This window comes from Micromonospora sp. NPDC004540, from assembly GCF_040610095.1.
Classification (GTDB): domain Bacteria; phylum Actinomycetota; class Actinomycetes; order Mycobacteriales; family Micromonosporaceae; genus Micromonospora.
Genome location: NZ_JBEXLR010000015.1, coordinates 42,073 through 66,910, shown reverse-complemented (window position 1 = coordinate 66,910; position 24,838 = coordinate 42,073). Strand labels below are relative to the sequence as shown.

Genomic DNA, 24,838 nt, shown 5'->3' with positions numbered 1-24,838 from the left:
GTGCTGGTTCGAGGTTCGAGCGGGTGCGGTGGAGAAGGTTGTGACGTGGTACGGCTGACCAGGCCGCGGGTCCTCATGGTGGTGATCGCCGCGCTGCTGCTGGCCTACGCCTTCGCCCCGGCGCCGGTCTCCCCGAGCGGGGGCGGGACGGGCGCGGCGTCCGGCCCGCCGACGAAAGCCGAATCGGGCGCGGTGGTGCCGGCTGGTGCCGACGGCCCCGCACTCCAACTGGCCGCGGGACTCTTCCCGCCGGCCGGCAGGACCTTCTTCGGCGTGATGACCGAGAAGGGGCCGTACGACTTCACCGCGGTGGACCGCTTCGCCGCGGCGGCGAAGCGCCAGCCCCAGGTGCTGCTGTTCGGCGTGGGCTGGGAGTCCGGCACGTTCGACCGGGTGCTCTTCGACCGGATCAAGGACCGCGGCATGCTGCCCATGCTGGGCTGGGAACCCTGGGACCACCACGTGGACCAGGCGGCCCGGAAGCAGGAGAAGCTGACCGTCCGTCAGATCGACCGGCTCCGGTCCACCCAGCCGCGCTACCGGCTGTCGCGCATCGCGGACGGCGACTTCGACAGCTATCTGCGCTCCTGGGCCGCGGGCGTGAAGTCCCTCGGCTACCCGGTCGCCATCCGGTTCGCCCACGAGATGAACGGCGACTGGTACCCGTGGTGCGAGAAGGTCAACGGCAACCGGCCCGGCGACTACGTCGAGGCGTGGCGGCACGTGCACGACCTCTTCGAGCGGGCCGGGGCCACCAACGTGATCTGGGTGTGGAGCCCGAACGCCCGGTGGAGCAAGACGACCGCGAACCTCGCCCAGCTCTACCCCGGCGACGACTACGTCGACTGGGTGGGCACCACCGGTTACTACGGCACCGGGGCCTGGTCGGAGTACTGGTCCTTCGACGCCATCTTCGGCCCCACCATCGCGGAGATCCGCACCTTCAGCCGGCGGCCGCTGGTCGTCACCGAGACCGGCGCCTCCGACGTCGGCGGGCGCAAGGCGGAGTGGATCCGGGAGACCTTCCGGACGCTGCCGAAGCACCGAGAGGTCATCGGTCTCATCTGGTTCGAGGTGGACAAGGAACTGGACTGGCGGATCGCCGGCTCGCCCGCCGCCTCGGCCGCCTTCGCCGACTCGGTCGCCGCCCCGCGCTTCGACGTCCGCTGGTCGCCCGACCTGCTTCCGCGCACCGACCTGGAGGAGTAGGTCATCCGTCGCACCCGGCCTGGCGTCCGGAGCGGGGAAGCAGCCGCGCCACGACCCGCCGCAGCGGGCGGCCGCCCCCGGCGAGCTTCCTCATCCGCCGCCAGGCCGTACGCCCCGGGGGGCCGGTCGCCCCGCCCGCGGCGTCGGCCGCCTCCTGGAGCGTCCGGGACGGCGACCCCGGCGGGCCGAGCGCCTGCTGCACGGTCCGGCCCTCCTGGTCGACCGTGGTGTCGACGGTCCCGACCACCGCCTCGATGATCTGGGGGTTGCGGTCGACGGTGCTCAGGGCCCGGTCGAGGATCCCGTTCAGCTCGTCGAGCCGGACCTCCAGCAACGCCTCCGTCGTCATGCCCCGGAGGTCGATCCGGACCGTGCCCAGCCGGGCCTGCATTCCGACGTCCAGCTGGAGCAGGCTGCCCAGCCGGGCGCGCAGCGACAGGTGGGCGTCCAGGTCGTCGCCCTCGACGCAGACGTCGTCCATCCGCAGGTGAGGGACCTGGAGGACCACGTCGGGATCGGACATCGTCGGGGCGCTGTGGTGCACGCCGGCTGGCTGGCGCCGGTCGCCCTCCGCCGCCGCGCGCCGGGGATCGGTGGTCCCCGCCCGCGGCTCGCCCGGATCCTGCCTCCCGTTGCCCACCTGACCTCCGTCACCCGTCGCCGGTCCGCCGGCGTGCCATTCCCCGAAAGGGCGACGGCACACCTGCGGGCCGCGGGGGACCGGGCTCACACCAGGCCGCGCACCGCCTGCACCGCGGCGTCGACGTCCGCCTCGCTGTTCGCGATGGTCGCACCGAGCCGCAGGTAGGAAGGGTTGTACGGGGTGCTGCTGGCGATCACGTTCGCGGCGTACAGCCGGCCCACCGCCTCACTCAGCGGGATGTCGGGCACGTGGCAGCAGACCACCCCGGCGGAGAGCTCGGCCGCGCGCGGGGTGACCAGCCGGATCCCCCGGATGCCGGCCAGGCCCTCCTTGAGCCGGTCGGCCAGGTCCCGGACCCGCGCGGCGACCCGGGCCGGGCCGATCCGGTGGTGGAACTCGAAGGCGTCGGCGAGCGCCCACCGGTGCTCGAAGCTGTGGTAGCCGCCCGGCGTGTGCGCCGGCCCCGGCGGCGTCGGCTGCCCGCCCGTGCCGGCGAACAGCCAGCGGCCGATGCTGCGCCGGTCGAAGGTGGGAATCACCGGCGTCATCCGGCTCCACGCCCGGGCGCTGCCCCAGACCAGCCCGGTGCCCCGGGGCCCGAGCAGCCACTTGTGGCAGCCCGAGACCAGCACGTCGCAGCCGAGCTGCTCCGGGGTGGCCGCGTCGGCGCCGAAGCCGTGCACCCCGTCGACGCAGACCAGCGCCTCGGGGCTGCGCGCCCGGACCGCCTCGGCGAGCTGCCGGACCGGCAGCTTCACGCCGGTGCTGGAGTGCACCCAGGTCAGTGCGACCACCCGGGTGCGGGCGGAGACCGCCGCCGCGAGGTTGCCGACCATCTCGTCGACGGTGGTCACCGCCGGGTCCCGGTAGAGGCGCACCCGGCGGACGGTCACCCCGTCCCGCTCGGCCCGCAGCCGCAACGACTCGTGGGTGGCGTAGAAGTCGTGCTCGGTGGTGAGCACCTCCTCGCCGGGCCGCAGCCGCACCGCGGTGTAGACCAGCCCGAGGCCCATGGTGGTCGAGTCGGTCAGCGCGATCTGATCGGGGCGGGTGTCGAGGTGGCGGGCCGCCGCCCCGAGCACCGCGCCGTCGAGGCGTTCCTCGTTGGCGCCCAGGTAGCCCATGGCGTCCCGGTCGAGCCCGTCCCGGTGCCCGGCCACGGCGGCGCGCACCGGGGCGGGGTGGGGCGCGAAGACGAAGGTGGCCAGGTGCGCGCGGCCGCGGTCGAGCGCGAACTGCGCCCGTACGCTGTCCCAGCTCGCCGGGTCCAGGGCCGGTGTGTCGCTCGCCGCCGGCCCGGCAGCCTCGCGCCGTTCCGGCTCGCAGCCGGTGGCCAGGCCGGTCACGCCGGCCGCCGCGGTCACGCCGAGCAGGTGCCGTCGGGTGAGCTGCATCCGCCCATCGTCCACTGTCCACGTCACGGTCAGGTCACCGCGCCGGCCACCGGTGATTCGGTCTCCGGGAGGTAGGGTGCTGGTCGAGCCCGGGTTCCGGCGAGCTGGTTTCCAGGGGGTCTGGTGAGCGCACGCGACGCCGAGGCGCACCGCGACGAGCCCGTCCACGGTGACCACGGCTACGACGAGGTCTACCGCGACACCGCCGAGTCGGGCGGACCGCCCTGGGACATCGGCGGTCCGCAGCCGGCCCTCGCGGAGGTGCTCGACCGCGGGGTCAACGGCCCGAAGGTGCTCGACATCGGCTGCGGCACCGGCGATCTCGCGATCGCTCTCGCCCGGCGTGGCCACCAGGTGACGGGGGTCGACATCTCCCGCGTGGCGATCGACCTGGCCCGCGCCAAGGCCGCCCGCGCCGGCCTGCCCGTGCACTTCGAGGTCCAGGACGCCACGGACCTGTCGCTGCCCTCGGCGCCGTTCGACTCGGTGTTCGACTCCGGCCTGCTGCACAGCATCCACCGGAACGGCGGCGCCGTGGACCGGTATCTCGCGTCGCTGCCGGGCCTCGCCGCGCCGGGCGCGACCGTCTTCGTGCTGGTCGTGTCGCCGGCGGCGGGCCACGGCTGGGGCGTGACCGAGCCGGAGCTGCGGGCGGGCTTCGCCGGGCCGGAGTGGACCGGCACGGAGGTCACGGAAATCGACGTCGTCGCGGACACCGCCGGCCAGCGGCTCGTCCTGGCCGGCTTCCTCCTCCGTACGGTCCGGGCATTCGACGCCTGATCCCGCGCCGGTCAGCCGCTCTCCACCACGCGGTTCTCCCACGCCCAGGCGGCGACCTCGACCCGGTTGCGCAGCCCCAGCTTCGTCTGGATGCCGGAGAGGTGGCTCTTGACCGTGCTCAGCGAGATGAACAGGTCGGCGGCGATCTCCCGGTTGGTGCGCCCCCGCGCGATCGCCCGGACCACCTCGATCTCCCGCTCCGACAGGTGGGGCGTCGGCCTGCCGCGGGCCGGCCCGCCGGTCGCGGTGACGTGCTTGAGCAGCCGAAGGGTCACCGACGGCGAGACCAGCGCGTCGCCGTTGTGCGCGGCGCGGACCGCCTCCACCAGCAGCGCCGGCCCGGCGTCCTTGAGGATGAAGCCGACCGCCCCGTTGCGCAACGCGCCGTAGACGTACTCGTCCAGGTCGAAGGTGGTCACCACGATGACCCGCATCGGGTTGGGCACCCCTGAGCCGGCCAGCGCCCGGGTCACCTCGATGCCGTCCAGCCGGGGCATCCGGATGTCGACCAGGCAGACGTCCGGGCGCAGTCGCCGGGCCTCGGCCACGGCGTCGACGCCGTCGGACACCTCGGCCACCACGGTGATGTCCGGCTGGTCCTCCAGAATGAGCCGCAGGCCGCCGCGGACCATCGCCTGGTCGTCGGCGAGCAGCACCCGGATCGTCATCGTGCCGTCCTGGCGGGGAGGGGAAGGGTGGCCAGCACGGACCAGCCGCCGCCGGCGCGGGGACCGGTCCGCAACGTGCCGCCGAGGGTCTGGACGCGCTCGCGCATGCCGATCAGACCGTACCCGCCGCGGTGGCCCTTCCGGGCGGGGGCCGGCGGCGCGTCGTCCACCACCTCCACCGAGATCCCGTCCGCGTCCTGGCCGACGGTGACCGTGACCGACCGGGCGTGCGGGGCGTGCCGGGACACGTTGGTCAGTGCCTCCTGGACGATCCGGTGGACGGTGGTGGTCACCTCCGGCGGCCACTCCGCGGGCGGTTCGGCCAGGTGCAGCCGCACCGGCGGGCCGTGCCGGTTGAACCGCTCGACCAGGGCGCCGAGCTGCTCCGGGCCGGGCGAGGCGGGCGCCGCGTCCCCGGTGTCGCGCAGCAGCCCGACCACCCGACGCATGGCCGCGAGGGCGTCCGAGCCGGCCAGCTCGATCCCGGCGAGGGTGGCCGGCAGCTTCTCCGGGTGCCGGCCGGCGACCAGCTGGGCGGCCTGGGCCTGCACCACGATGCCGGTGATGTGGTGGGCGACCACGTCGTGCAGCTCGCGGGCCAGCTCCAGCCGCTCGTCCTGGCGTACCTTCTCGGCGGTGGCCTGGTTGCGGACGTCGACCAGGCGCAGCGAGAGCCCGACCCCGACGGCGGCCAGCCAGGCCAGCGCGCCCAGGGCGGCCACCGAGGAGATCCCGGAGGGGGAGGGGCGGGCGGCGAACTGGCTGCCCACCACGAGGGCGAGGCCGGCGGCGCCCACCGCGCCCGCCGGCACCGGCGGCAGGGTACGCACCGCCGCGCCGACCAGCACCGCCAGCGCGAGCGCCAGGGCCGGGCCCGGCTCGGCCGGCAGGTGGGCCAGCCGGGCGACCAGCACGGTCGCCGCCGCGGCGACGAGCCCGGCGACGGCCAGCCCGCCCCGGTGCCACCGGCGCAGCAGCGCGAGCACGCCGACCACCACGGCGGCGAGCCCGCCGAACACCCAGTACCCGGCGCCCCAGGTCTGCGCGACGGCGACGGCCTCCACTCCGAGCGCGACCAGGAACGCGACGGCGAACCCGAGGTCGGGGGCGGCGCCGGCGAGTCGGTTCCAGATCCTCACCCGGCCCACGGTACGGAGGTCCACCAACGACGGCTCGGGCCGCGCGCCGTCGTAGCGGCGTCCCGTCCCCGGGGCGTCACGGGGCGGGGACGTCCCGGGGGTCGCCGGTGACGGCGGGTTGACGCGGGCTCCGGCAGGGTCGCAGCGCGACGACGTGGTGATCCGGGTGGCACCGGGCCGCGACAGCTCCATCGTCTCCCGCAGGCCGTCGAAGGGGACCTCATGATCAGGACGATGCTCCGGATGCGCGCGCGTCAGGGCTGCGAGCCCGCCGTGCGGTCCGCGTGGCGGACGGTCGCGGGGCCGATCGGCGGGCTGGCCGGCAACCTCCGGCACGAGCTGCTGCTCGACGCCCTGGACCCGCGCGGGTTCGTCGTCGTCACCGAGTGGGCCGACGAGGCGGCGTTGCGCGCGTACCGGGACGGGCCGGTGGCCGCGCGGCTGGCCGAGCTGGTCCGGCCGCTGACCGAGCCGGGCGGCCCGGTCGACTACCCGCTGCTGCGGGAACACGGGGCGGGCGACTCGACGGTCTACGTGGACGTGGAGCTCACCGTGCCGGGGCCACGGCTCGCCGAGTTCCACCGCGGCTACCCGGAGGTCCGGGCGCGGATGGCCGGGATACCGGGGTACCGGCGCGAGCAGTTGCTGCGTGAGCCCGGGTCGGACGTGCACCACATCTTCGCCGAGTGGAACAGCGCAGCGGAGTTCCTCCGCTGGATCGCCGACCCGGCCCACGCCTCCGCGCAGGCCGGACCGATCGCGCCGTTCCTCCTCGACATCCGGCGCCGCCTGTTCCACGTCGTGCCCGACGGGGGCGGCAGGCGACAACCCACCACGCGCAGGGAGGCCGACGTGCACAGGACAACGGACGTACTCGTCGTCGGGGCGGGGCCCACCGGGCTGACCGCCGCCGTCGAGCTGGCTCGGCGCGGCATCGAGTGCCGGGTGATCGACAAGCTGGCCACGCCGGCCGGGCAGGCCGACAAGGCGATCGGCGTGCACTGCCGCACCATGGAGATCTGGGAGGAGCAGGGCGTCGTCCGGGAGGCCATGGACGCCGGCATCTGGCTGACCGGGAACATGGTCTTCGTCAACGGGGCGGAGACCCACCGGATGAGCTGGGAGCTGCCCGGCCTGCCGTACGCGCACCTCGGCCTGCCCCAGTACGAGACCGAGCGCATCCTCACCGCCCGGCTGGCCACCCTCGGGGTACGCCCGCAGCGCGGCGCCGAGCTGGTCGACTTCACCCAGGACGCCGACGGCGTGACGGCCACCGTCAGCACCGCCGACGGCGGCACCGAGACGGTCCGCGCGAAGTACGTGGTCGGCTGCGACGGCGCGCACAGCCGGGTGCGGGAGCTGCTCGGGCTCACCTTCACCGGCGGGCTGGGCCGGTTCCCGCAGCTGTTCATGCTCGGCGACGTCGACGTGGACTGGGACATGCCCGACGGCCACCTGCTGCGGTTCCTGCACGAGACCGACGGTCGGATGGACGGCATGCTGGTGTGCGTACCGCTGCGCGGCGAGCGCCGGTACCGGATCGCCACCCTGGCCCCGCCCCGGTTCTTCGCGCAGACCGGTGGGCAGGATGCCCCGCCCGGGTTCAGCGCGGAGCTGGGCGCGCCGACGCTGGCTGACGTCCAGGCCGCCCTCGACCACCTCGCCCCCCCCGGCACCCGCGCCTCGAACCTGCGCTGGTCGTCGGTGTTCCGGATCAGCCACGGCATCGTGGACCGCTACCGCGACGGCCGGGTGTTCGTGGTCGGCGACGCGGCCCACCTGCACCCGCCGGCCGGCGGCCAGGGCATGAACACCGGGATCCAGGACGCCTGGAACCTGGCCTGGAAGCTGGCCCTCGCCGTCCGCGGGCTCGCCGCGCCCGGCCTGCTCGACAGCTACGAGACCGAGCGGCGGCCGGAGGGCGAGGAGATCGTCGGGCGCGCGGTGCGGATGGCGTTCACCGACGAGCTGGACCGGGAGGACCTGAAGCGGCAGTTCCTCCAGGAGATGTCCATGCTGCTCAGCTACGCGGGCAGCCCGCTGGTCGGCGAGTGCGTGTCCGATCCGGACGCGCTGGGCGACGCCCCCCGCCCCGGCGACCGTGCCCCCGACGTGGACGGTCTGCTCCGGCGCGGCGTCGGCCACCCGCTGCGGCTGCGCGACCTGACCCGCGGCACCCGGCACACGCTGCTGCTCTACGCCGACGCGTCGGCCGACGAGGTGGCGTTGCGCGCGATCGCCGAGCTCTGCGCCGACGTGCGGCGGCAGACGGCCGAGGAGGTCGACACGTACCTGCTGCTCAGCCCGGACGCCGCCGAGCCGCGGCTGCTCGACCCGCCGGTGCTGTGCGACGCCGACGGCCGGTTCCGCGCGGTGTACGGGGTGACCGGCACCGGGCTGTACCTGGTCCGCCCGGACGGGCACGTCGGGTTCCGCAGCCAGCCGGTCGACGCCGACGCACTCCGCAAGCACCTGCACCTGGTGTTCGGCGGTGCCCGGTGACCCGGGTGCGCACGGTGCTCGCGATGCGTACCCGGGAGGGCTGCGAGGAGCGCTTCGAGGCGGAGTGGCGCACCGCGGCCGAGGAGATCCGCACGCTGGACGGCTGCCTGCACCAGGACCTGGTTCGCGACGCCGACGACCCGCGCAGCTACCTGATCATCAGCGACTGGGCGGACCGCGAGCGGCTGGACGCCTTCGGCCGCAGCGAGCACCGGGACCGGCTGCTGCGCATCATCCGTGAGCTGCGCGAATCCGCGCAGCGGCACACCTACCAGGTGCTGCACAGCGTGGGCAGCGCACCGGAGGAGGACCGATGACCGAGGACGCCGTGCCGGCGGGCGAGCTCTACACCGACGGGTTCGCCGCCGACCCCTATCCGACCTTCGCCCGGCTGCGCAGCGACCGGCCGGTGTGCCCGGTCAGCTCCCCGCGCTTCGACTCCTGGCTGATCACCCGCTTCGACGACGCCCGGGCCGCGCTGACCGACCCGCGCCTGTCCAAGGACCTCTACGGTCCCGGCCAGCACTACCTGCGGATCTTCGGCCCGAACTCGGAGGGTCTGAACCGCAACATGCTCAACTCGGACCCGCCGGAGCACACCCGGCTGCGCCGGGTGGTGTCCCAGGCGTTCGCGCCCCGGCGGATCGAGGCGCTGCGGCCGCGGGTGGCGCAGGTGGTCGACCAGTTGATCGACAAGATGCTCCCGCAGGGCGAGGCCGAGCTGATGCACGACTTCGCCATCCCGCTGCCGATGACGGTCATCTGCGAACTGCTCGGGGTGCCGCCCGCCGACCACGACCGGGTGCTCGACTGGACCCAGGTGATCCGCACCTCCGGGTCGACCCGGCGGCCGCCGCAGGAGGAGCGGGCGGCCGTGCAGGAGGCCCAGCTGCGCCTGCACCACTACTTCGCCGACCTGGTGCGGGCCAAGCGCGACGACCCGGCCGACGACATCATCGGTGCGCTCATCGACGCGGTCGACCGGGACGGGACGCTCTCCGAGGCGGAACTGGTCACCACCACGTTCCTGCTGGTGTTCGCCGGCCACCAGACCACCGCGGACTTCCTCGGCAACGCGGTGCTCGCCCTGCTCACCCATCCCGAGCAGCTCGAACTGCTGCGCGCCACGCCCCAGTTGCTGCCCGCGGCGATCGAGGAGCTGCTCCGGTTCGACGGCCCGCTGCCGGTGGCCAGCCCGCGGATCGCCACCGAGGACGTCGAATACCAGGGGGTGTGCATCCCCCAGGGGTCGATCGTCGGCGTGGCGATCAACGCGGCGAACCACGACCCCGGCCACTTCGCCGACCCGGACCGGCTGGACCTGCGCCGGGTCCGCGGCCCGCACCTGGGCTTCGGGCACGGCGTGCACTACTGCCTCGGCGTCTCGCTGGCCCGGATGGAGGCGCAGATCGCGCTCGCCGCGCTGCTGCGCCGGCTGCCCGGGCTGCGGCTCGGCGTGCCTCTCGAGGAGGTACGCCGGCTGCCGGCCGCGTCGCCGTTCCGCGGCCTGCTGGAGCTGCCGATCACCTTCGCCGCCTGAGCCCTTTCCCGCCCACTCGAATCCACCAAGGAGCAGCCATGGTCTTCCGGAACGTCATTGTCTGCCACATGGTCCCCGGCAGCGACAAGATCGTCGGGGACGTCTTCGGCCACTACGACCGGGCCACCCGGCCCCAGGACCTCGGGGTCATCGGGCGGATCCTGCTGTCCCACCACGACCTCTACATCCACGTCATCGAGCGCGAGCAGGACCCGAGGATCTCGGGCCAGACCCGGGGGCTGCCCGCGTTCCAGAAGATCGCCGAGGCCATCGGCCCGTACGTGACGCCGTACCCGCGGTACTGGAAGAACCCGTCCGACTCGGTGGCCAAGGAGTTCTACCACTGGGCGCCGGAAGGGGAGCCGCCCGCGGAGACCGCGCTGACCGTGATCGTCGGGCGGATCAAGCCCGGCGCCGAGCCGGACGTGGCCCGGGTCTTCGGCGAGTCGGACGCCGGGTCGCTGCCGACCGAGCTGGGCGTCACCGGCCGCTGGCTCTACTCGATCGACGACGTCTACGTCCACCTGCTCGAACAGAAGGCGCCGGTGGCCGAGGCGACCCGGAACAACCACGGCGCCAAGCCGCTCTTCGCGAAGGTGATGCAGGACCTCGCCCCCTACATCAGCCCGTACCGGCCGGAGGAGTGGCACGGCCCGCAGGATTCGTTGGCCACCGTGTTCTACCGCTGGCGGGCCGAGGACTGAACCGCGCGGCGGGGGCGTCGGAGGGCGCCCCGGCCGCCCGCTATCGTCGGCCTGTCCGGACGGCGTCGGGCCGCACCGGGTGAGACGTGAACAGGCGGTCGCCGGTGTCCCGAGCACGCAGACTCGTCCCGCCAGCGCTGCTGGTCCTGGTCCTCGCCGCCCTGGTGGCCTCCGGCATCCGGCCGTACGACCGGCTGACCTGGCTGCTGGAGACGGTCTGGGTGCTCGTCGGCATCCCGCTGGTGCTGGTCACCTGGCGCCGGTTCCCGCTGACCACGCTGCTCTGCTGCCTGCTCGCCGCGCACGCGCTGATCCTCGTGGTCGGCGGCCACTACAGCTACGCGCGCACGCCGGTCGGTGACTGGGCGCGGGAGGCGTTCCACCTGTCCCGCAACCCGTACGACCGGCTCGGCCACTTCGTCCAGGGCTTCGTGCCGGCGATCCTGGTCCGCGAGATCCTGGTCCGCCGGTCGCCGCTGCGCGGCAGCCGCTGGCTCGCCCCGCTGGTGGTCTGCGCCTGCCTGGCGTTCAGCGCCCTCTTCGAGATGATTGAGTGGTGGGCGGCGCTGGCCGGCGGGTCGGCGGCGGATGACTTCCTGGCCACCCAGGGTGACGTCTGGGACACCCAGTGGGACATGTTCCTGGCGCTGGTCGGCGCGATCACCTCGCTGGCGCTGCTCAGCCGCCTGCACGACCGCCAGTTGCCGGCCCCCGCGCCGGCCGCCGCCGTCGATGTCCGGGCGGCCCGGACCGAGCTGTCGCCGAAACCCTGAGCGGACGGCTCACTCGTCGCCGACGGGCTCCGTCTCGCCGTCGTGCTCGTACCGGGGCGTCAGGTGCTCGTCGGGCTGCGGCGCCTGGGCCAGGTTGTGGTGCGGGTCCCCGTCCGCGGAGTACAGGACGTCGTCGGTCTTCTTGCTCTTCTCCTGGTCCTCTTCCGGCTGCGTCACGTCCGCTCCTCGCCCGGTGCCGTCGGTGACCGCCCGCCGGGGCGGCGGGACGGTCGGGTCCGATTCCCACCCTAGGCGCGGCGGCGGGCGGTGGTAGGCGAATGCCGGTGAGCCCCGCCCCCGGGCGGACTCGGGCGAAAGCGGTCCGTCGGCGGCGACGATGCGACAGGGTGGTGCTGCGGGCGGCACGTGGGGGTGTCGCCGGCGGTACGGGGGTGTCGGGTGCCGATCAAGGAGATCGTCCAGCACGTCGGCACGCTCCTGGACCTGGCCGGGGTGCTGGCCATCGCGGTCGGCGTCGCGATCGCCACGGTCGTCTTCGCGCTGCGCTGGTGGCGCACGCGGCAGGTCGTCGACCACTACCGGGCGTACCGGCAGGGGGTCGGGCGGGCCATCCTGCTCGGTCTGGAACTCCTGGTCGCCGGGGACATCATCCGGACCGTGGCGGTGTCGCCCACCTTCACCAGCGTCGGCGTGCTGGCGCTGATCGTGCTGGTCCGGACGTTCCTCAGCGTCTCGCTGCAGGTGGAGCTGGACGGCCGCTGGCCGTGGCAGGGCAAGGGGCCGGTGAGCGGGGCGCGCGTCGGGGCCCGGCCGGAGGGCTGAGGTGTCGTACCGGCCGGGCAGGATGGTGGCCGTGACCCCGGATCGAGCCGCTGGTGGTCGGCACCCTCTGCGCCCGGGGCATCCCGGTCATCGTCTACGACCGCGACTGAACCTGCGGTTCAGATGTTGGCGGAGTCCGCCGGCACCCCGCCGGGCAGCGACGGCGCGCCGCCCGGCGGCTGCTCGCCCCGGCAGCGCAGCCCGAGGGTGTAAGCGGTCATCGACAGCGACCCGTACGCGTACCCGTCGACCAGCACCTCGGGGCGCTCCCCGGCGGCGCCGGCCAGCCCGGCGAGATAGAGCAGCGGGATGAAGTGGTCCGGGGTCGGCACCGCGAGGTCGAAGTCCCGGTGCCCGTCCAGCCGGGCCGCCTCGGTCGGCGCGTCCTGGACCTTCTCCCGGGCGGCGTCGTCGAAGCGGCGCGCCCAGTCGAAGCCCTCGCCGGCCAGCCGCGGGTCGACCCCGCCCAGGTTGTGCACGACGTTGCCGCTGGCCACCACGAGCACGCCGCGCTCGCGCAGCGGGGCGAGCCGGGCGCCGAGGTCGAGGTGGTAGTCGAACGGCTTGAACGCGTTGATGCTCAGCTGCACCACCGGGATGTCGGCGTCGGGGAACGCGTGGGTCAGCACCGACCAGGTGCCGTGGTCGATGCCCCAGGAGTCCAGGTCGGCGCCGACCCAGGTGGGGTGCACCACGTCGCTGACCTCCTCGGCCAGCTCCGGCAGCCCGGGCGCCGGGTAGCGCACGTCGAAGAGTTGCTGCGGGAAGCCGTAGAAGTCGTGGATGGTGCGCGGGCGGGGCATCGCGGTGACCGCGGTGGCGCCGATGTACCAGTGCGCGGAGACCACCAGGATGGCCCGGGGCCGGGGCACCGACCGGCCGAACGCCCGCCAGGCGGCGGTGTAGCGGTTGACCTCCAGCGCGTTCATCGGGTTGCCGTGCCCGAAGAACGCCGCCGGCAGCACCGTCCGGGTGTTCTGCTCGCTCATCTCGCTCCTGGGGCCGGCCCTGCCCCGAGGCTAACCCGCAGGCCCCTCGCGTGTCCGGTCACCGGTCGCGCCGGGACCGGCGAGTTGGCAGATACCCCCTGGGGGTATATGGTGGGCCGCGGAGGTGGAGTTCGATGCAACACGAACACGGGCACCACGGCGCGGGCCACGACACGCACGCGGAGCACGACACGCACGACAAGCACGCCGGGCACGACAAGCACGCGGGGCACGACCCCGAGCAGTTCCGCCGCAAGTTCTGGCTGAGCCTGGCGCTGACCGTGCCGATCGTGCTCACCAGCCACATGGTCATGGAGTGGTTGGGCTACTCGCTCGACGTCCCGGGCGTCCGCTGGGTCGGCCCGGTCCTGGGCACGATCGTCTTCTTCTACGGTGGCTGGCCGTTCCTGGTCGGCGGCGTCCGCGAGGTGCGCGACCGGGCGCCGGGCATGATGCTGCTGATCTCGATGGCCATCACGGTCGCGTACCTGGCCTCGGTGGCCACCAGCCTCGGCCTGTTCGACCTGGACTTCTGGTGGGAGCTGGCCGCCCTGGTCACCATCATGCTGCTCGGCCACTGGCAGGAGATGAAGGCGATCGGGCAGGCCCAGGGGGCCCTGGCCGCCCTCGCCGCGCTGCTGCCCGACGACGCCGAACGCCTCGACGACTCCGGTGCCCCGCACCCGGTACCGGTGGCCGACCTGCGGGTCGGCGACCTGGTGCTGGTCCGCTCCGGCGGCCGGGTCCCCGCCGACGGGCGGATCGTCGACGGCGCGGCCGAGCTGGACGAGTCGATGATCACGGGGGAGTCCCGGCCGGTGCCGCGCGCCGTCGGGGACCGGGTGGTCGCCGGCACCGTGGCCACCGACTCGGCTCTGCGGGTACGCGTCGAGGCCGTCGGCGAGGACACCGCGCTCGCCGGCATCGGTCGCCTCGTCGCCCAGGCGCAGTCCTCCGGCGGGCGCGCCCAGGTGCTCGCCGACCGGTTCGCCGCGCTGCTGTTCTACATCGCGGCGCTCGCCGGCCTGGCCACCTTCGTGGCCTGGCTGGTGCTGGGCAACACCGACGAGGCCGTGGTCCGGACCGTGACGGTGCTGGTGATCGCCTGCCCGCACGCCCTCGGGCTGGCCATCCCGCTGGTCGTGGCGCTCTCCACGGCGCTCTCCGCGCGCGCCGGCATCCTGGTGAAGGACCGGCTCGCCCTGGAGCGGATGCGCACCGTCGACGCGGTGCTGTTTGACAAGACCGGCACGCTGACCAAGGGGCGGCACACCCTGACCGGGGTGGCGGCCACCGGTGGGCTGGACGACGACGCCGCGCTGCGCCTCGCCGGCGCGGTCGAGGCCGACAGCGAGCACCCGCTCGCCCGGGCCCTGGTCACCGCCGCCCAGGACCGGGGCCTGCGGGCGACGGCCCGGGACTTCCGCTCCCTGACCGGCCGCGGCGTACGCGCCACGGTGGACGGCGCCGACTGGGCGGTGGGCGGCCCGGCCCTGCTGCGTGAGCTGGGCGTCGACGCTCCCGCCGAGCTGGTCCGGGCGGCGGAGGGCTGGTCGCGGCGGGGCGCCGCGGTGCTGCACCTCGTCCGGCTGCCCGACGCCGGCGGCCCCGAGGTGGTCGGCGCCTTCGCCCTGGAGGACGAGGTCCGCCCGGAGGCCCGGGCGGCCATCGCCGAACTGCGCGAGCAGGGGGTGAAGAAGATCGTGATGATCACCGGGGACGCCCGGCCGGTGGCCGAGGCGGTCGCCGCCGACCTGGGCTTCCGCCCCGGCGTGGACGAGGTCTTCGCCGAGGTGCTCCCCGCCGACAAGGACAAGGCGGTCACCGAGCTCCAGTCCCGCGGGCTGACCGTGGCGATGGTCGGCGACGGGGTCAACGACGCACCGGCGCTCGCCCGCGCCGACGTCGGCGTGGCCATCGGCGCGGGCACCGACGTGGCGATCGAGTCCGCCGGCGTGGTCCTGGCCTCGTCCGACCCGCGCGGCGTGACCGGCGTGATCCGGCTGTCCCGGGCGTCGTACCGGAAGATGCGGCAGAACCTGGCCTGGGCGGCCGGCTACAACGTGGTGGCCATCCCGCTCGCCGCCGGGGTGCTCGGCTGGGCGGGCATCGCGCTCAGCCCTGCCGTCGGGGCGGTGCTGATGTCCGCCTCCACCATCGTGGTGGCGCTCAACGCCCAGCTGCTCCGCCGGGTCCGGCTCACCCCGGCGGACGGCTGACCTACCGCAGCTACGGCCGGCGTGGCCCCTCGCTCCTGGCGGATGCGAGGGGCTACGCTGCTTCACACCCGCACCTGCAAAACGTTAGGGTGGCCGCGTGACGGTGTTCCGGATCGGCGAGGCCGCCGAGCTGCTCGGGGTCAGCGCGGACACGGTCCGCCGCTGGATCGACGCCGGGCGACTGCCGGCCACCCGCGACGAGCACGGCCACCGGGTGCTCGACGGTGCCGACCTGGCCGCGTTCGTCCGCGCCCCGGGCCACCCCGAGCTCTCCTCGGCCCGCAACCGGCTGCGCGGCATCGTGACCGCCGTCGTCAAGGACACCGTGATGGCCCAGGTCGACATCCAGGCCGGGCCGTTCCGGATCGTGTCGCTGATGAGCCGCGAGGCGGTCGACGACCTCGACCTCCAGGTCGGCTCGGTGGCCGTCGCCGTGATCAAGTCGACCACCGTCGTGGTGGAACGCGCGCCCGCGCCGAAGGGAAGGACCAACCCGTGACCGTACGGTGGATCCGCGCCGCCCTCGCCGGGGTGGCCGCGCTGGGCCTGGCTCTCACCGGCTGCGGCGCCGCCGAGTCGACCGCCGACAAGGGCGGCACGGTGACCGTGTTCGCCGCCGCCTCGCTCACCGAGACCTTCACGAAGCTCGGCAAGGATTTCGAGGCCGCCCACCCCGGCACCCGGGTCGTCTTCAACTTCGCCGGCAGCTCGGCGCTGGCCACGCAGATCACCCAGGGCGCGCCGGCCGACGTGTTCGCGGCCGCCTCGCCGGCCACCATGAAGACCGTCACCGACGCGGGTGACGCCGCCGGGACGCCGGCCGTGCTGGTCCGCAACCAGCTCGTCGTCGCCGTACCCGAGGGCAACCCGGACCGGGTCGCGAGCCTGGCCGACCTGGCCCGGCCCGGGCTGAAGGTGGCGCTCTGCGCCGAGCAGGTGCCGTGCGGCGCGGCGGCGAAGAGCGCCCTCGCCGCGGCCGGCGTGCGGCTCACCCCGGCCACCCTGGAACAGGACGTCAAGGGCGCGCTGGCCAAGGTGAAGCTCGGCGAGGCCGACGCGGCACTGGTCTACCGCACCGACGTTCGCGGCGCCGCCGGGCTGGCCGCCGTCGAGTTCCCCGAGTCCGCCCGGGCGGTCAACGACTACCCGATCGTGGTGCTGACGCACGCCGGCAACCCGGCCGGGGCCCGCGCCTTCGTCGATCACGTCCGCTCCGACGCCGGCCTGGCCGTGCTCACCGCCGCCGGGTTCCAGGCCCCGCCGAGCCAGTGACCCGACCCGCGCGCCGCCGGCAGCGGGTGCCGCTGGCCCTGCTCCTCCCCGCCGGGCTCGGGCTGCTGTTCCTCGTCCTGCCGCTGGCCGGGCTGCTGGTCCGGGCGCCCTGGACCACGCTGCCCCGGCGGCTGGCCCAGCCCGGCGTGCTCACCGCGCTGCGACTGTCGCTGGAGACCGCCACCGCCGCCACGCTGCTCTGCGTCGTGCTCGGCGTGCCCCTGGCCTGGCTGCTGGCCCGGGTCGAGTTCCCCGGCCGGCGGCTGGTCCGCGCGCTGGTCACCGTGCCGCTGGTGCTGCCGCCGGTGGTCGGCGGGGTGGCGCTGCTGCTGGTCTTCGGCCGGCGCGGGTTGCTCGGGTCCTGGCTGGACGCCACGTTCGGGGTGACCCTGCCGTTCACCACGGCCGGGGTGGTGCTGGCCGAGGCGTTCGTCGCCATGCCGTTCCTGGTGATCGCCGTCGAGGGGGCGCTGCGCGGCGCCGACCCCCGCTACGAGGAGGCGGCGGCCACCCTCGGCGCCGGGCGCTGGACCACCTTCACCCGGGTCACCCTGCCGCTGGTCGCCCCCGGGGTGGCGGCCGGCGCGGTGCTCTGCTGGGCCCGCGCGCTCGGCGAGTTCGGCGCCACCATCACCTTCGCCGGCAACTATCCGGGGCGGACGCAGACCATGCCGCTCGCCGTCTACCTGGCCCTGGAGACCGACGTGCAGGCCGCCATCGTGCTCAGCCTCATCCTGCTCACCGTCTCCGTGGCCATCCTCGCCGGGCTGCGCGACCGCTGGGTCGGCACGGCGTGACCACCCCGCCCCTGCTCGACGCGCACCTGGTCGCCGACCGGGGCGCCTTCCACCTCGACCTGCGGCTGCGCATCGGCGCGGGGGAGGTGGTGGCGCTGCTCGGCCCGAACGGCGCCGGCAAGACCACCGCCCTGCGCGCCCTCGCCGGGCTGGACCCGCTCAGCGCCGGGCACCTCACCCTCGGCGGCGCCGACCTCGACCGCCCCGACCGGCGGGTGTGGACCCCGCCGGAGCGGCGCCCGGTCGGCGTGGTGTTCCAGGACTACCTGCTCTTCCCGCACCTCAGCGCGCTGGACAACGTGGCGTTCGGGCCGCGCCGGCGGGGCGCGGACCGGCGGACCGCCCGGGCCCGGGCGCAGGGCTGGCTGGACCGGGTCGGCCTGGGCGAGCAGGCTCGGCGCCGGCCGCGCCAGCTCTCCGGCGGGCAGGCGCAGCGGGTCGCGCTGGCCCGCGCGCTCGCCGTCGAGCCCACCCTGCTGCTGCTCGACGAGCCGCTCGCCGCGCTCGACGCCCGGACCCGGCTCGACACCCGCGCCGAACTCCAGCACCACCTCGGCGCGCACCCCGGGGCCACCCTCCTGGTCACCCACGACCCCCTGGACGCCCTGGTGCTCGCCGACCGGCTGGTCATCGTCGAGCAGGGGCGGGTGGTCCAGGAGGGCGACGCGGCGACCGTCACGGCCCGCCCCCGCACCGACTACGTGGCCCGGCTCGTCGGGCTCAACCTGCACCGCGGGCACGCCGACGGGCACGCCGTCACGGTCGGCGGGCTCACCCTCACCACGGCGGACACCGTACGCGGGGAGGCGTTCGTCGCCTTCCCGCCGGCCGCCGTCGCCCTGCATCCGAACCGCCCGGACGGCAGCCCACGCAACGTCTGGCCGGCCACCGTGACCGGGGTGCAGCGGCACGGCGACAACCTGCGGGTCCAGCTCGCCGGGCCGGTCGCCGTGGCCGCCGACGTCACCCCCGCCGCGGCGGCCCACCTCGGGCTGCGCCCCGGCCAGCCGGTCTGGGCGGCGGTCAAGGCCGCGGAGACCCGCGCGTACCCGGCGTGACGCACGCCGCTGGCCGGTCCACCGGCGTCGGTGGGAGGTTTGACGTCGGCCCGCGCGGTCACTGAACAGGGGAGCGACCACGAAGGGGGAACGGGGTGCCCGACACGACACGATTCCGGTCCAGTCAGGACGCGGTCCTGCCGGACGACGTCACCGATCCGCTGCTGTGGCGGGCCGCGTACGACGTGGCCGCCGCGCACCAGCCCGACGCCACGGGACGGTGTCCCAGCCTGCTCTGCGCCGGGCGGAGCGCGCCCTGCGAGCCGATGGTCAACGCCCGCCGGGCCATGCGGCTGGCCCGGGGCGGCGCGCGGCGCGCCGGGTTCCGCGAGACCACCGGCCGGTCGGGCCGGGACCGGCGCCGGGCGGCCTGAGCCGGTCGCCCGCGGGGGCCCGGGTCAGTGGTCGGGGGAGAACGCGGCGAGGAAGCGGTCCCGGAAGGTGTCCATCCGCCACACCGGGGCCTGCGGGCCGGGGCGCAGCCCGTCCTGCCAGCCCCAGCCGGCGATCCGGTCCAGCACGGCCGGATCCTTCGCCACGATGGTGATCGGCACGTCCCGGCCGGCGCCCGCGCCGGTCACCGAGGCCGTCGGCTGGTGGTCGCCGAGGAGGACCAGCACCAGGTCGTCGCCGCCGTAGGTCAGCACGTACGACACCAGGGTGCCGAGGCTGTACTCGATGGAGTGCGCGTAGTCGGCGCGGACCTGGGCGGCGTCCCGCTGCACCACGTCCCGGCTGCCGCCGGTGCTGGTGGACGCCGTGTGGAAGATCGTGCCGTCGCCGACCGCGTCCCAGGGCACCGGCTTCGGGATCGCCGACCAGGGGGAGTGGCTGGAGACCAGCGGGATCTCCGCCATCAGCGGGGCGTGCGGCCGGTCCCGCTCCAGCCGCTGGAAGGTGGCCAGGGTGTACTGGTCGGGCATCGGCGCGTAGCTGAACTTCGGGCCCTGGTAGGCCAGCTTCTCGGCGTCGTAGTAGCGGTCGTAGCCGAAGAACCTCCCCTCCGGCCAGGGCTGGGTGGCGGCCGGCAGCACCCCGACGGTCTGCCAGCCGGCCCGGTGGAACGCCCCGTTGAGGGTGAGCCGGTCCCCGGCCAGCAGGTCCCGGTGGCGCTGGTCGTTGTCGATCCACAGTCCGGAGAGCAGGGTGGCGTGGGCCAGCCAGCTGCCGCCACCGAAGGTGGGCGAGGTGAGGAAGCCGCTGCGGGCGTCGTAGCCGGCGGCGCGCAGCCGCCGGTAGCCGTCGTCGAGCACCGCGTTGACGCCCGGCGCGAGCGCGGGATCCTCCACCGCGTCCCGGCCGTAGCTCTCCACGAACGTGACGAGCACGTCCTTGCCGCGCAGCCCGGTGAGCAGCCGGTCGCCGGGCACGTCCCGGTAGGCGTCGGCCGTCATCTCCCCGGCGAACGCCGCGCGGTCGCGCAGGCCGGCCCGCACCTGGCCGACGTGGGACGCGACCAGGGTGGTCGCCGTCCGGTCGGCGACCGGCACGTCGGCGGCGAGGCGCACCCCGAACAGGGCGCAGCCCAGCCAGAGCACGGCCAGCGCGGCGACCACCCGGACCGCGCCGCGGCGGTGCCCGGCCATGAGCCGGGCCAGCCGCCGCACGGCGAGCGCCACCAGCACGGGCAGGCCGACCACGAGCAGCACCGCCCCCGCCGCCGCGGCGACCGCGGCGGCCCGACCGGCCGAGTCGGTGAGGTAGCCGAAGCCGTCGTCGAACAGTCCCCAGTCGAGCAGCACGTCGAACGGCCGGTCCCGGGCCACGGAGAAGCCCGTGTCCAGCAGCCTGACCACGGTCAGCAGGCCCAGGATCAGGCCGAGGGTCACGGCGACCGGCCGGCGGGCCCGGGCCGGCAGGACGAGCAGCAGCGCCGCGCCGGCCAGGGCCTCCACCGGGATCCGCAGCACCGCGCCCGGCCCGACCTCGGCGAGTCGGTCCGGCGCGAGCAGCGCCGCCGCCACCAGCAGCGCGGCCAGCCCGGTGAGGACCGCGCCGGCCACCCGACGAGTACGCGCGGCGGGCCGCGCCGGGGCGGGGTCGCCCGCGTCGCCCGTCGGCGTGGCGTCCTCCGGCGTGCCCGGCGTCGGCACGGACGGCTCGGTGTCCAGGGCGGGGGTGGCCGGCCCGGCCGGCCGGCGGAGACGGATGCGCAGCGACACGGCGGGTCCTTCGGCGAGGGGGAGGGATCAGGCAGGCTGGTGGGCGACGATCCGGACGGCCACCGGCACCGGCCGCGCGGGCACGCCCGCGTCGGCCAGGATGCCCAGCGCGGGAAGTGCGGTCGCGGCGGGCATGGTCCCCACCGCAGGGACGAGCTCGACGGCCGGGGTGGGCACGGTGGCCGGGGCGGCCGGGCGGTGCCGCCACAGCCAGGCCACGTCGCGGCCGAACGACTCCACCAGCAGGGCCAGCGCGCCGACGACCAGCGCCGCGGTCGCCGCCGGCGGCAGCAGCCCGCTCGCGGCCACCGCGAGCACCACGCCCTGCGCCGCCGCGACCACCTTGCGCCAGTAGCGGGGCGGCAGTGTGCCGCGCATCCAGGGCAGGGCCCAGCCCGCCGCCACGAAGGCGTACCGCATCCCGCCGGTGACCAGCACCCAGGCGCCGACCGCCGGGGCCAGGTGGACGCTGAGCACCAGGAGCAGGAACGAGTCGACCTCCATGTCGAAGCGGGCCCCCAGCGCGCTCACCGTGCCGGTGCGCCGGGCCACCCGGCCGTCCACCGCGTCCAGCGCGAGCGCCACCACGGTGAGCGGGACCAGCACGGCCACCGGCGCCGGCCCGCCGTCGACGACCAGGGCGAGCACCCCGCCGACCAGCAGCGCCCGGGCCAGCGTCACCCGGTCGGCCGGGCCGAGCCGGTCCGCTCCGGCCGCCCGCAGGCCGCGCCGGAGCAGCCCGCAGAGCACCCCGGCGTACGTGAGGCCGGCGACCCAGCCCGCCACGCCGAGGCCCACCGTGCCGGCGAGCCCGGCCAGCAGGACGAACTGCACGATCAACCCGACCAACGGGCCATTTCGAACCGTGGACACCCTGCCTCCGTGTCTATGATCGACAACCCTGCCAGTCATCACGGGAAAATCGGCCGTCCGGTTCGGTCCGGATGCGGAAAAGAGGAGAATTCGTGACCGGTGCCGCCCGCGCCTTCTGGCTCCGCGCCCCCGGCGAGGGCGAACTGCGCCCGGTCACGCTTCCCCCGGCCGGCCCCGGCGAGGTGCTGGTCCGCGCCTGCTACTCCGGCGTCAGCCGGGGCACCGAGACGCTGGTCTTCACCGGCCGGGTCCCCGCCGACCAGCACGCCACGATGCGCGCCCCGTTCCAGGAGGGCGACTTCCCGGCCCCGGTGAAGTACGGCTACCTGAGCGTCGGCACCGTCGAGGCGGGCCCGGCGGAGCTGCGCGGGCGTACCGTCTTCTGCCTGCACCCGCACCAGACCGCGTACGTGGTGCCGGCCGACGCCGTGGTGGTCGTACCCGATGAGGTGCCGGCGGCCCGCGCGGTGCTGGCCGGCACCGTCGAGACCGCGGTGAACGCGCTCTGGGACGCCGCGCCGCTGGTCGGCGACCGGGTCACCGTGGTCGGCGGCGGGATGGTCGGCTGCTGCGTGGCCGCCGTGCTGGCCCGCTTCCCCGGGGTCCGCGTCGAACTGGTCGACGCCGACCCGGCCCGGGCCGGGGTGGCCGCGGCGCTCGGCGTCGACTTCGCGCTGCCCGCCGACGCGGCCGGCGACCGGGACCTGGTGGTGCACGCCAGCGCCACCGCCGAGGGGCTGCAACGCGCCCTGGAGCTGCTCCGTCCGGAGCGGACCGTGCTGGAGCTGAGCTGGTACGGCGACCGCCCGGTCACCCTCGCCCTGGGCGGGGCGTTCCACTCGAAGCGGCTCGGCATCCGCAGCAGCCAGGTCGGCACCGTGTCGCCCCGGCGCGCCGACCGGAGCTACGCCGACCGGCTGGCGGTGGCCCTGGACCTGCTCGCCGACCCGGCCTTCGACGCGCTGCTCACCGGCCGGTCCCGCTTCGCCGACCTGCCCGACGTGCTGGACCGGCTCGCCTCGGGCCGGCTCCCCGCGCTCTGCCACCTCATCACCTACGACGAGGAGTGATCTCTTGTTCAGCGTCACCGTCCGGGACCACATGATGGTCGCCCACAGCTTCCGCGGCGAGGTGTTCGGCCCGGCCCAGCGGCTGCACGGCGCGACCTTCGTCGTCGACGCCACCTTCCGCCGGCCGGAGCTGGACGCCGACGGGATCGTGGTCGACATCGGCCTGGCCACCGAGCAGCTCAAGGCCGTGCTCGGCGCGCTCAGCTACCGCAACCTGGACGACGAGCCGGACTTCGCCGGGGTGAACACCACCACCGAGGTGCTGGCCCGGACGGTGGCCGACCGGCTGGCCGACGCGGTGCACGCCGGGCGGCTCGGCGAGGGGGCGCGGGGCCTCGCCGGGATCACCGTCACCCTGCACGAGTCGCACGTCGCCTGGGCCAGCTACGAGCGGTCGCTGTGACCGGATGACCGTCGTGCACGTGGTGCTCCCGGGCGACATCGACGACCCCGCGAGCCCCAGCGGCGGCAATGGGTACGACCGCCGGGCCTGCCACGGGCTGGTCGCGCTCGGCTGGACGGTGCGGGAACACGCGGTGACGGGCGGCTGGCCGCACCCGGGGGCGGCGGACCGGGCCGCGCTGGCGGGGGTGCTCGCCGCGCTGCCCGACGGCGCGGCCGTGCTGCTCGACGGGCTGGTCGCCTCGACCGTACCGGAGGTGCTGGCCCCGCACGCCCGGCGGTTGCGCCTCGTGGTGCTGGTGCATCTGCCGCTGGAGGACGACGTCGAGGCCCGGGCGCTCGCCGCGGCGACGGCCGTGGTCACCACCAGCGAATGGACCCGCCGCCGGCTGCTCGACCGTTACCCGCTCGCCGCCGACCGGGTGTCGGTCGCCCCGCCCGGGGTGGACCCGGCGCCGGTCGCCCCCGGCTCGGCGGCCGGCGCCCGGCTGCTCTGCGTCGCGGCGGTCACCCCGCTCAAGGGGCACGACGTGCTCGCCGCCGCCCTGCACCGGGTCGCCGACCTGCCCTGGACGTGCGACCTGGTCGGCCCGCTCACCCGGGACCCGGACTTCGTGGCGCGGCTGCGCCGGCGGGTCGCCGACAGCGGCCTCGCCGGCCGGGTCCGGCTGGCCGGCCCGCGCACCGGCGTCGACCTGGCCGCCGCGTACGCCGCCGCCGACCTGCTGGTGCTGCCGTCCCGCCGGGAGACCTACGGGATGGTGGTCACCGAGGCGCTCGCCCGGGGCGTGCCGGTGCTGGCCAGCGACACCGGCGGCCTGCCCGAGACCCTCGGGCGCACCCCGGACGGCGAGCGGCCCGGCCTGCTGGTGCCCCCGGCCGACCCGGCCGCGCTGGCCGGCGCGCTGCGCCGCTGGCTCACCGACCCGGACCTGCGGGACCGGCTGCGCCGCGCCGCCCGGCAGCGGCGGGACACCCTCACCGGCTGGCCGGTCACCGCGCACCGGCTCGCCGCAGCCCTCAAGGAGGCCACGGCGGCATGACCACCTCACTGCTACCCCCCGACTTCGCGGACTGGCTGCGGCTGCGCGAACCCGCCGACGCCGCCGCCCGCTCCGCCGAGCTGGGCGACGCGATCCGCCACCGGCTGCCCGCCGACCGGCCGCTGATCGTGCACGACCTGGGCAGCGGCACCGGGTCGATGGCCCGCTGGCTCGCCCCGCGGCTGCCCGGCCCGCAGTGCTGGGTGCTCCACGAGCGGGACGCAGCCCTGCGCGCCCGGGCCGCCGCCGGGCTGGCCGTGACCGCCGACGGCAGCCCGGTCACCGTGCTGACCCGGGGCTCCGACATCACCCGGTTGGGTGCCGCCGACCTGGCCGACGCGCACCTGGTCACCGCCTCGGCGTTGCTGGACATGCTCACCGCCGAGGAGGTCGAGCGGGTGGTGGCGGCGTGCGCCGGCCACCCCACCCTCTTCGCGATCACCGTGCTGGGCCGGGTGCGGTTCACCCCCGCCGACCCGCTCGACGCCGAGTTCGAGGCCGCGTTCAACGCCCACCAGCGGCGGACGGTCGACGGCCGGGCGCTGCTCGGCCCGGACGCCGTGGACGTGACGGCGGCGGCCTTCCGCCGCCGGGGCGTGCCGGTGCGGGTCCGGTCCAGCCCGTGGCGTCTCGGCCCGGAGCAGGCCGCGCTGACCGCGGAGTGGCTGGTCGGCTGGCTGGACGCGGCCGTCGAGGAGCGGCCGGACCTGGCCGGGGTGGTCGGGGCGTACCGGGAGCGGCGGCTCGCCGAGGCGGCGGACGGCCGGCTGCGGGTGGTGCTGCACCACGCCGACCTGCTCGCCGGGTGAACCGAAGCG

The 24,838-nt window shown here is 75.5% G+C and carries 25 protein-coding genes and 1 pseudogene; 18 read left to right on the top strand and 8 right to left on the bottom strand.

All coding sequences use genetic code 11. The annotated features are described in order from the left end of the window. The first annotated feature begins 45 nt into the window (after nt 1-45). Nucleotides 46-1,209 carry a glycosyl hydrolase gene (locus ABZV78_RS08080; protein WP_355636458.1) on the top strand — a complete coding sequence of 388 codons (1,164 nt, stop codon included), beginning with the start codon at nt 46-48 and terminating at the stop codon, nt 1,207-1,209. A 1-nt stretch (nt 1,210) separates the two neighbouring features. On the opposite strand, the gene ABZV78_RS08075 is transcribed toward ABZV78_RS08080, so the two are convergent. Continuing rightward, the gene (locus tag ABZV78_RS08075; RefSeq protein WP_355636456.1) at nt 1,211-1,849 is read right to left on the bottom strand and encodes a hypothetical protein; all 639 of its coding nucleotides are present in this window, start codon (nt 1,847-1,849) and stop codon (nt 1,211-1,213) included. Nucleotides 1,850-1,935: 86 nt separating this feature from the next. Beyond that, nucleotides 1,936-3,246 carry an aminotransferase class V-fold PLP-dependent enzyme gene (locus ABZV78_RS08070; protein ID WP_355636454.1) on the bottom strand — a complete coding sequence of 437 codons (1,311 nt, stop codon included), beginning with the start codon at nt 3,244-3,246 and terminating at the stop codon, nt 1,936-1,938. 123 nt (nt 3,247-3,369) lie between these two features. Here ABZV78_RS08070 and ABZV78_RS08065 point away from each other — a divergent pair, with 123 nt between their 5' ends. Beyond that, entirely contained in the window at nt 3,370-4,026 is a 657-nt protein-coding gene (locus ABZV78_RS08065) for a class I SAM-dependent methyltransferase (protein ID WP_355636452.1), read from the top strand. Nucleotides 4,027-4,037: 11 nt separating this feature from the next. Here the strand turns inward: ABZV78_RS08065 and ABZV78_RS08060 are convergent, their stop codons facing one another. Continuing rightward, complete coding sequence (locus ABZV78_RS08060; RefSeq protein WP_355636450.1) at nt 4,038-4,694, bottom strand: response regulator transcription factor; 657 nt, start codon at nt 4,692-4,694, stop codon at nt 4,038-4,040. Continuing rightward, nucleotides 4,691-5,833, bottom strand: a complete 1,143-nt coding sequence (locus tag ABZV78_RS08055; protein ID WP_355636448.1) for a sensor histidine kinase — start codon at nt 5,831-5,833, stop codon at nt 4,691-4,693. Before ABZV78_RS08055 ends, ABZV78_RS08060 begins: the two co-directional genes overlap by 4 nt. Before the next feature lie 222 nt (nt 5,834-6,055). Here ABZV78_RS08055 and ABZV78_RS08050 point away from each other — a divergent pair, with 222 nt between their 5' ends. From ABZV78_RS08050 to ABZV78_RS08030, 5 genes are all read left to right on the top strand, one after another. Continuing rightward, nucleotides 6,056-8,335 (top strand): FAD-dependent monooxygenase, encoded by a 2,280-nt coding sequence (locus ABZV78_RS08050; RefSeq protein WP_355636446.1) that lies wholly within the window; start codon nt 6,056-6,058, stop codon nt 8,333-8,335. Between the two features lie 5 nt (nt 8,336-8,340). Then, on the top strand, nt 8,341-8,652 hold the full coding sequence (locus tag ABZV78_RS08045; RefSeq protein ID WP_355636444.1) for an antibiotic biosynthesis monooxygenase family protein: 312 nt from the start codon (nt 8,341-8,343) through the stop codon (nt 8,650-8,652). Continuing rightward, nucleotides 8,649-9,875, top strand: a complete 1,227-nt coding sequence (locus ABZV78_RS08040; protein WP_355636442.1) for a cytochrome P450 — start codon at nt 8,649-8,651, stop codon at nt 9,873-9,875. The genes ABZV78_RS08045 and ABZV78_RS08040 overlap by 4 nt, the downstream gene beginning before the upstream one ends. A gap of 38 nt (nt 9,876-9,913) precedes the next feature. Continuing rightward, the gene (locus ABZV78_RS08035) at nt 9,914-10,579 is read left to right on the top strand and encodes a TcmI family type II polyketide cyclase (RefSeq protein WP_355636440.1); all 666 of its coding nucleotides are present in this window, start codon (nt 9,914-9,916) and stop codon (nt 10,577-10,579) included. 104 nt (nt 10,580-10,683) lie between these two features. Next, a complete protein-coding gene (locus tag ABZV78_RS08030; RefSeq protein ID WP_355636438.1) occupies nt 10,684-11,352 on the top strand; it encodes a DUF2238 domain-containing protein in 669 nt (222 codons plus the stop codon). 9 nt (nt 11,353-11,361) lie between these two features. Here ABZV78_RS08030 and ABZV78_RS08025 read toward each other — a convergent pair whose 3' ends face one another. Further along, complete coding sequence (locus ABZV78_RS08025; RefSeq protein WP_355636436.1) at nt 11,362-11,529, bottom strand: hypothetical protein; 168 nt, start codon at nt 11,527-11,529, stop codon at nt 11,362-11,364. Between the two features lie 222 nt (nt 11,530-11,751). On the opposite strand from ABZV78_RS08025, the gene ABZV78_RS08020 reads away from it, so the two are divergent. Then, entirely contained in the window at nt 11,752-12,135 is a 384-nt protein-coding gene (locus tag ABZV78_RS08020) for a DUF1622 domain-containing protein (RefSeq protein ID WP_355636434.1), read from the top strand. Nucleotides 12,136-12,254: 119 nt separating this feature from the next. Here ABZV78_RS08020 and ygiD read toward each other — a convergent pair whose 3' ends face one another. Further along, nucleotides 12,255-13,124, bottom strand: coding sequence for a 4,5-DOPA dioxygenase extradiol (ygiD, locus tag ABZV78_RS08015; RefSeq protein WP_355636432.1), 870 nt, complete (start codon nt 13,122-13,124; stop codon nt 12,255-12,257). A gap of 134 nt (nt 13,125-13,258) precedes the next feature. Between ygiD and ABZV78_RS08010 the strand changes: the two genes are divergently transcribed. From ABZV78_RS08010 to ABZV78_RS07985, 6 genes are all read left to right on the top strand, one after another. Further along, nucleotides 13,259-15,343: a heavy metal translocating P-type ATPase gene (locus ABZV78_RS08010; RefSeq protein ID WP_355636430.1), complete on the top strand. Its 2,085-nt coding sequence runs from the start codon at nt 13,259-13,261 to the stop codon at nt 15,341-15,343. Nucleotides 15,344-15,440: 97 nt separating this feature from the next. After that, the gene (locus ABZV78_RS08005; protein WP_091259071.1) at nt 15,441-15,842 is read left to right on the top strand and encodes a MerR family DNA-binding transcriptional regulator; all 402 of its coding nucleotides are present in this window, start codon (nt 15,441-15,443) and stop codon (nt 15,840-15,842) included. An 11-nt stretch (nt 15,843-15,853) separates the two neighbouring features. Next, entirely contained in the window at nt 15,854-16,615 is a 762-nt protein-coding gene (gene modA, locus ABZV78_RS08000) for a molybdate ABC transporter substrate-binding protein (protein ID WP_355636495.1), read from the top strand. Continuing rightward, on the top strand, nt 16,612-17,412 hold the full coding sequence (locus ABZV78_RS07995) for an ABC transporter permease (RefSeq protein ID WP_355636428.1): 801 nt from the start codon (nt 16,612-16,614) through the stop codon (nt 17,410-17,412). The genes modA and ABZV78_RS07995 overlap by 4 nt, the downstream gene beginning before the upstream one ends. Beyond that, the gene (locus tag ABZV78_RS07990; protein WP_355636493.1) at nt 17,394-18,470 is read left to right on the top strand and encodes an ABC transporter ATP-binding protein; all 1,077 of its coding nucleotides are present in this window, start codon (nt 17,394-17,396) and stop codon (nt 18,468-18,470) included. The genes ABZV78_RS07995 and ABZV78_RS07990 overlap by 19 nt, the downstream gene beginning before the upstream one ends. 95 nt (nt 18,471-18,565) lie before the next feature. Next, complete coding sequence (locus ABZV78_RS07985) at nt 18,566-18,844, top strand: hypothetical protein (RefSeq protein WP_355636426.1); 279 nt, start codon at nt 18,566-18,568, stop codon at nt 18,842-18,844. 24 nt (nt 18,845-18,868) lie between these two features. Here ABZV78_RS07985 and ABZV78_RS07980 read toward each other — a convergent pair whose 3' ends face one another. Together ABZV78_RS07980 and ABZV78_RS07975 are read right to left on the bottom strand one after the other, a co-directional pair. Beyond that, nucleotides 18,869-20,632 (bottom strand): sulfatase, encoded by a 1,764-nt coding sequence (locus ABZV78_RS07980; RefSeq protein WP_355636424.1) that lies wholly within the window; start codon nt 20,630-20,632, stop codon nt 18,869-18,871. 195 nt (nt 20,633-20,827) lie between these two features. Continuing rightward, nucleotides 20,828-21,544: pseudogene (locus ABZV78_RS07975) on the bottom strand (CDP-alcohol phosphatidyltransferase family protein); the annotation flags it as partial. Nucleotides 21,545-21,597: 53 nt separating this feature from the next. Here ABZV78_RS07975 and ABZV78_RS07970 point away from each other — a divergent pair. The 4 genes from ABZV78_RS07970 to ABZV78_RS07955 are packed head-to-tail and all read left to right on the top strand — an operon-like array spanning nt 21,598 to nt 24,829. Next, a complete protein-coding gene (locus ABZV78_RS07970; RefSeq protein ID WP_355636422.1) occupies nt 21,598-22,575 on the top strand; it encodes a zinc-binding alcohol dehydrogenase in 978 nt (325 codons plus the stop codon). A 4-nt stretch (nt 22,576-22,579) separates the two neighbouring features. Next, nucleotides 22,580-22,978, top strand: coding sequence for a 6-carboxytetrahydropterin synthase (locus ABZV78_RS07965; RefSeq protein WP_355636420.1), 399 nt, complete (start codon nt 22,580-22,582; stop codon nt 22,976-22,978). Nucleotides 22,979-22,982: 4 nt separating this feature from the next. Next, nucleotides 22,983-24,020, top strand: coding sequence for a glycosyltransferase family 4 protein (locus ABZV78_RS07960; protein WP_355636418.1), 1,038 nt, complete (start codon nt 22,983-22,985; stop codon nt 24,018-24,020). Then, a complete protein-coding gene (locus ABZV78_RS07955; protein WP_355636416.1) occupies nt 24,017-24,829 on the top strand; it encodes an SAM-dependent methyltransferase in 813 nt (270 codons plus the stop codon). The genes ABZV78_RS07960 and ABZV78_RS07955 overlap by 4 nt, the downstream gene beginning before the upstream one ends. Nucleotides 24,830-24,838: the final 9 nt, after the last annotated feature.

Excerpts from the sequence above, each read along its gene's own strand:
- ABZV78_RS08070 (WP_355636454.1), bottom strand. The coding sequence starts at position 3,246 with ATGCAGCTCACCCGACGGCACCTGCTCGGCGTGACCGCGGCGGCCGGC.
- ABZV78_RS08060 (WP_355636450.1), bottom strand. The coding sequence starts at position 4,694 with ATGACGATCCGGGTGCTGCTCGCCGACGACCAGGCGATGGTCCGCGGC.
- ABZV78_RS08050 (WP_355636446.1), top strand. The coding sequence starts at position 6,056 with ATGATCAGGACGATGCTCCGGATGCGCGCGCGTCAGGGCTGCGAGCCC.
- ABZV78_RS08040 (WP_355636442.1), top strand. The coding sequence starts at position 8,649 with ATGACCGAGGACGCCGTGCCGGCGGGCGAGCTCTACACCGACGGGTTC.
- ABZV78_RS08035 (WP_355636440.1), top strand. The coding sequence starts at position 9,914 with ATGGTCTTCCGGAACGTCATTGTCTGCCACATGGTCCCCGGCAGCGAC.
- ygiD (WP_355636432.1), bottom strand. The coding sequence starts at position 13,124 with ATGAGCGAGCAGAACACCCGGACGGTGCTGCCGGCGGCGTTCTTCGGG.
- ABZV78_RS08010 (WP_355636430.1), top strand. The coding sequence starts at position 13,259 with ATGCAACACGAACACGGGCACCACGGCGCGGGCCACGACACGCACGCG.
- ABZV78_RS07960 (WP_355636418.1), top strand. The coding sequence starts at position 22,983 with ATGACCGTCGTGCACGTGGTGCTCCCGGGCGACATCGACGACCCCGCG.
- ABZV78_RS07955 (WP_355636416.1), top strand. The coding sequence starts at position 24,017 with ATGACCACCTCACTGCTACCCCCCGACTTCGCGGACTGGCTGCGGCTG.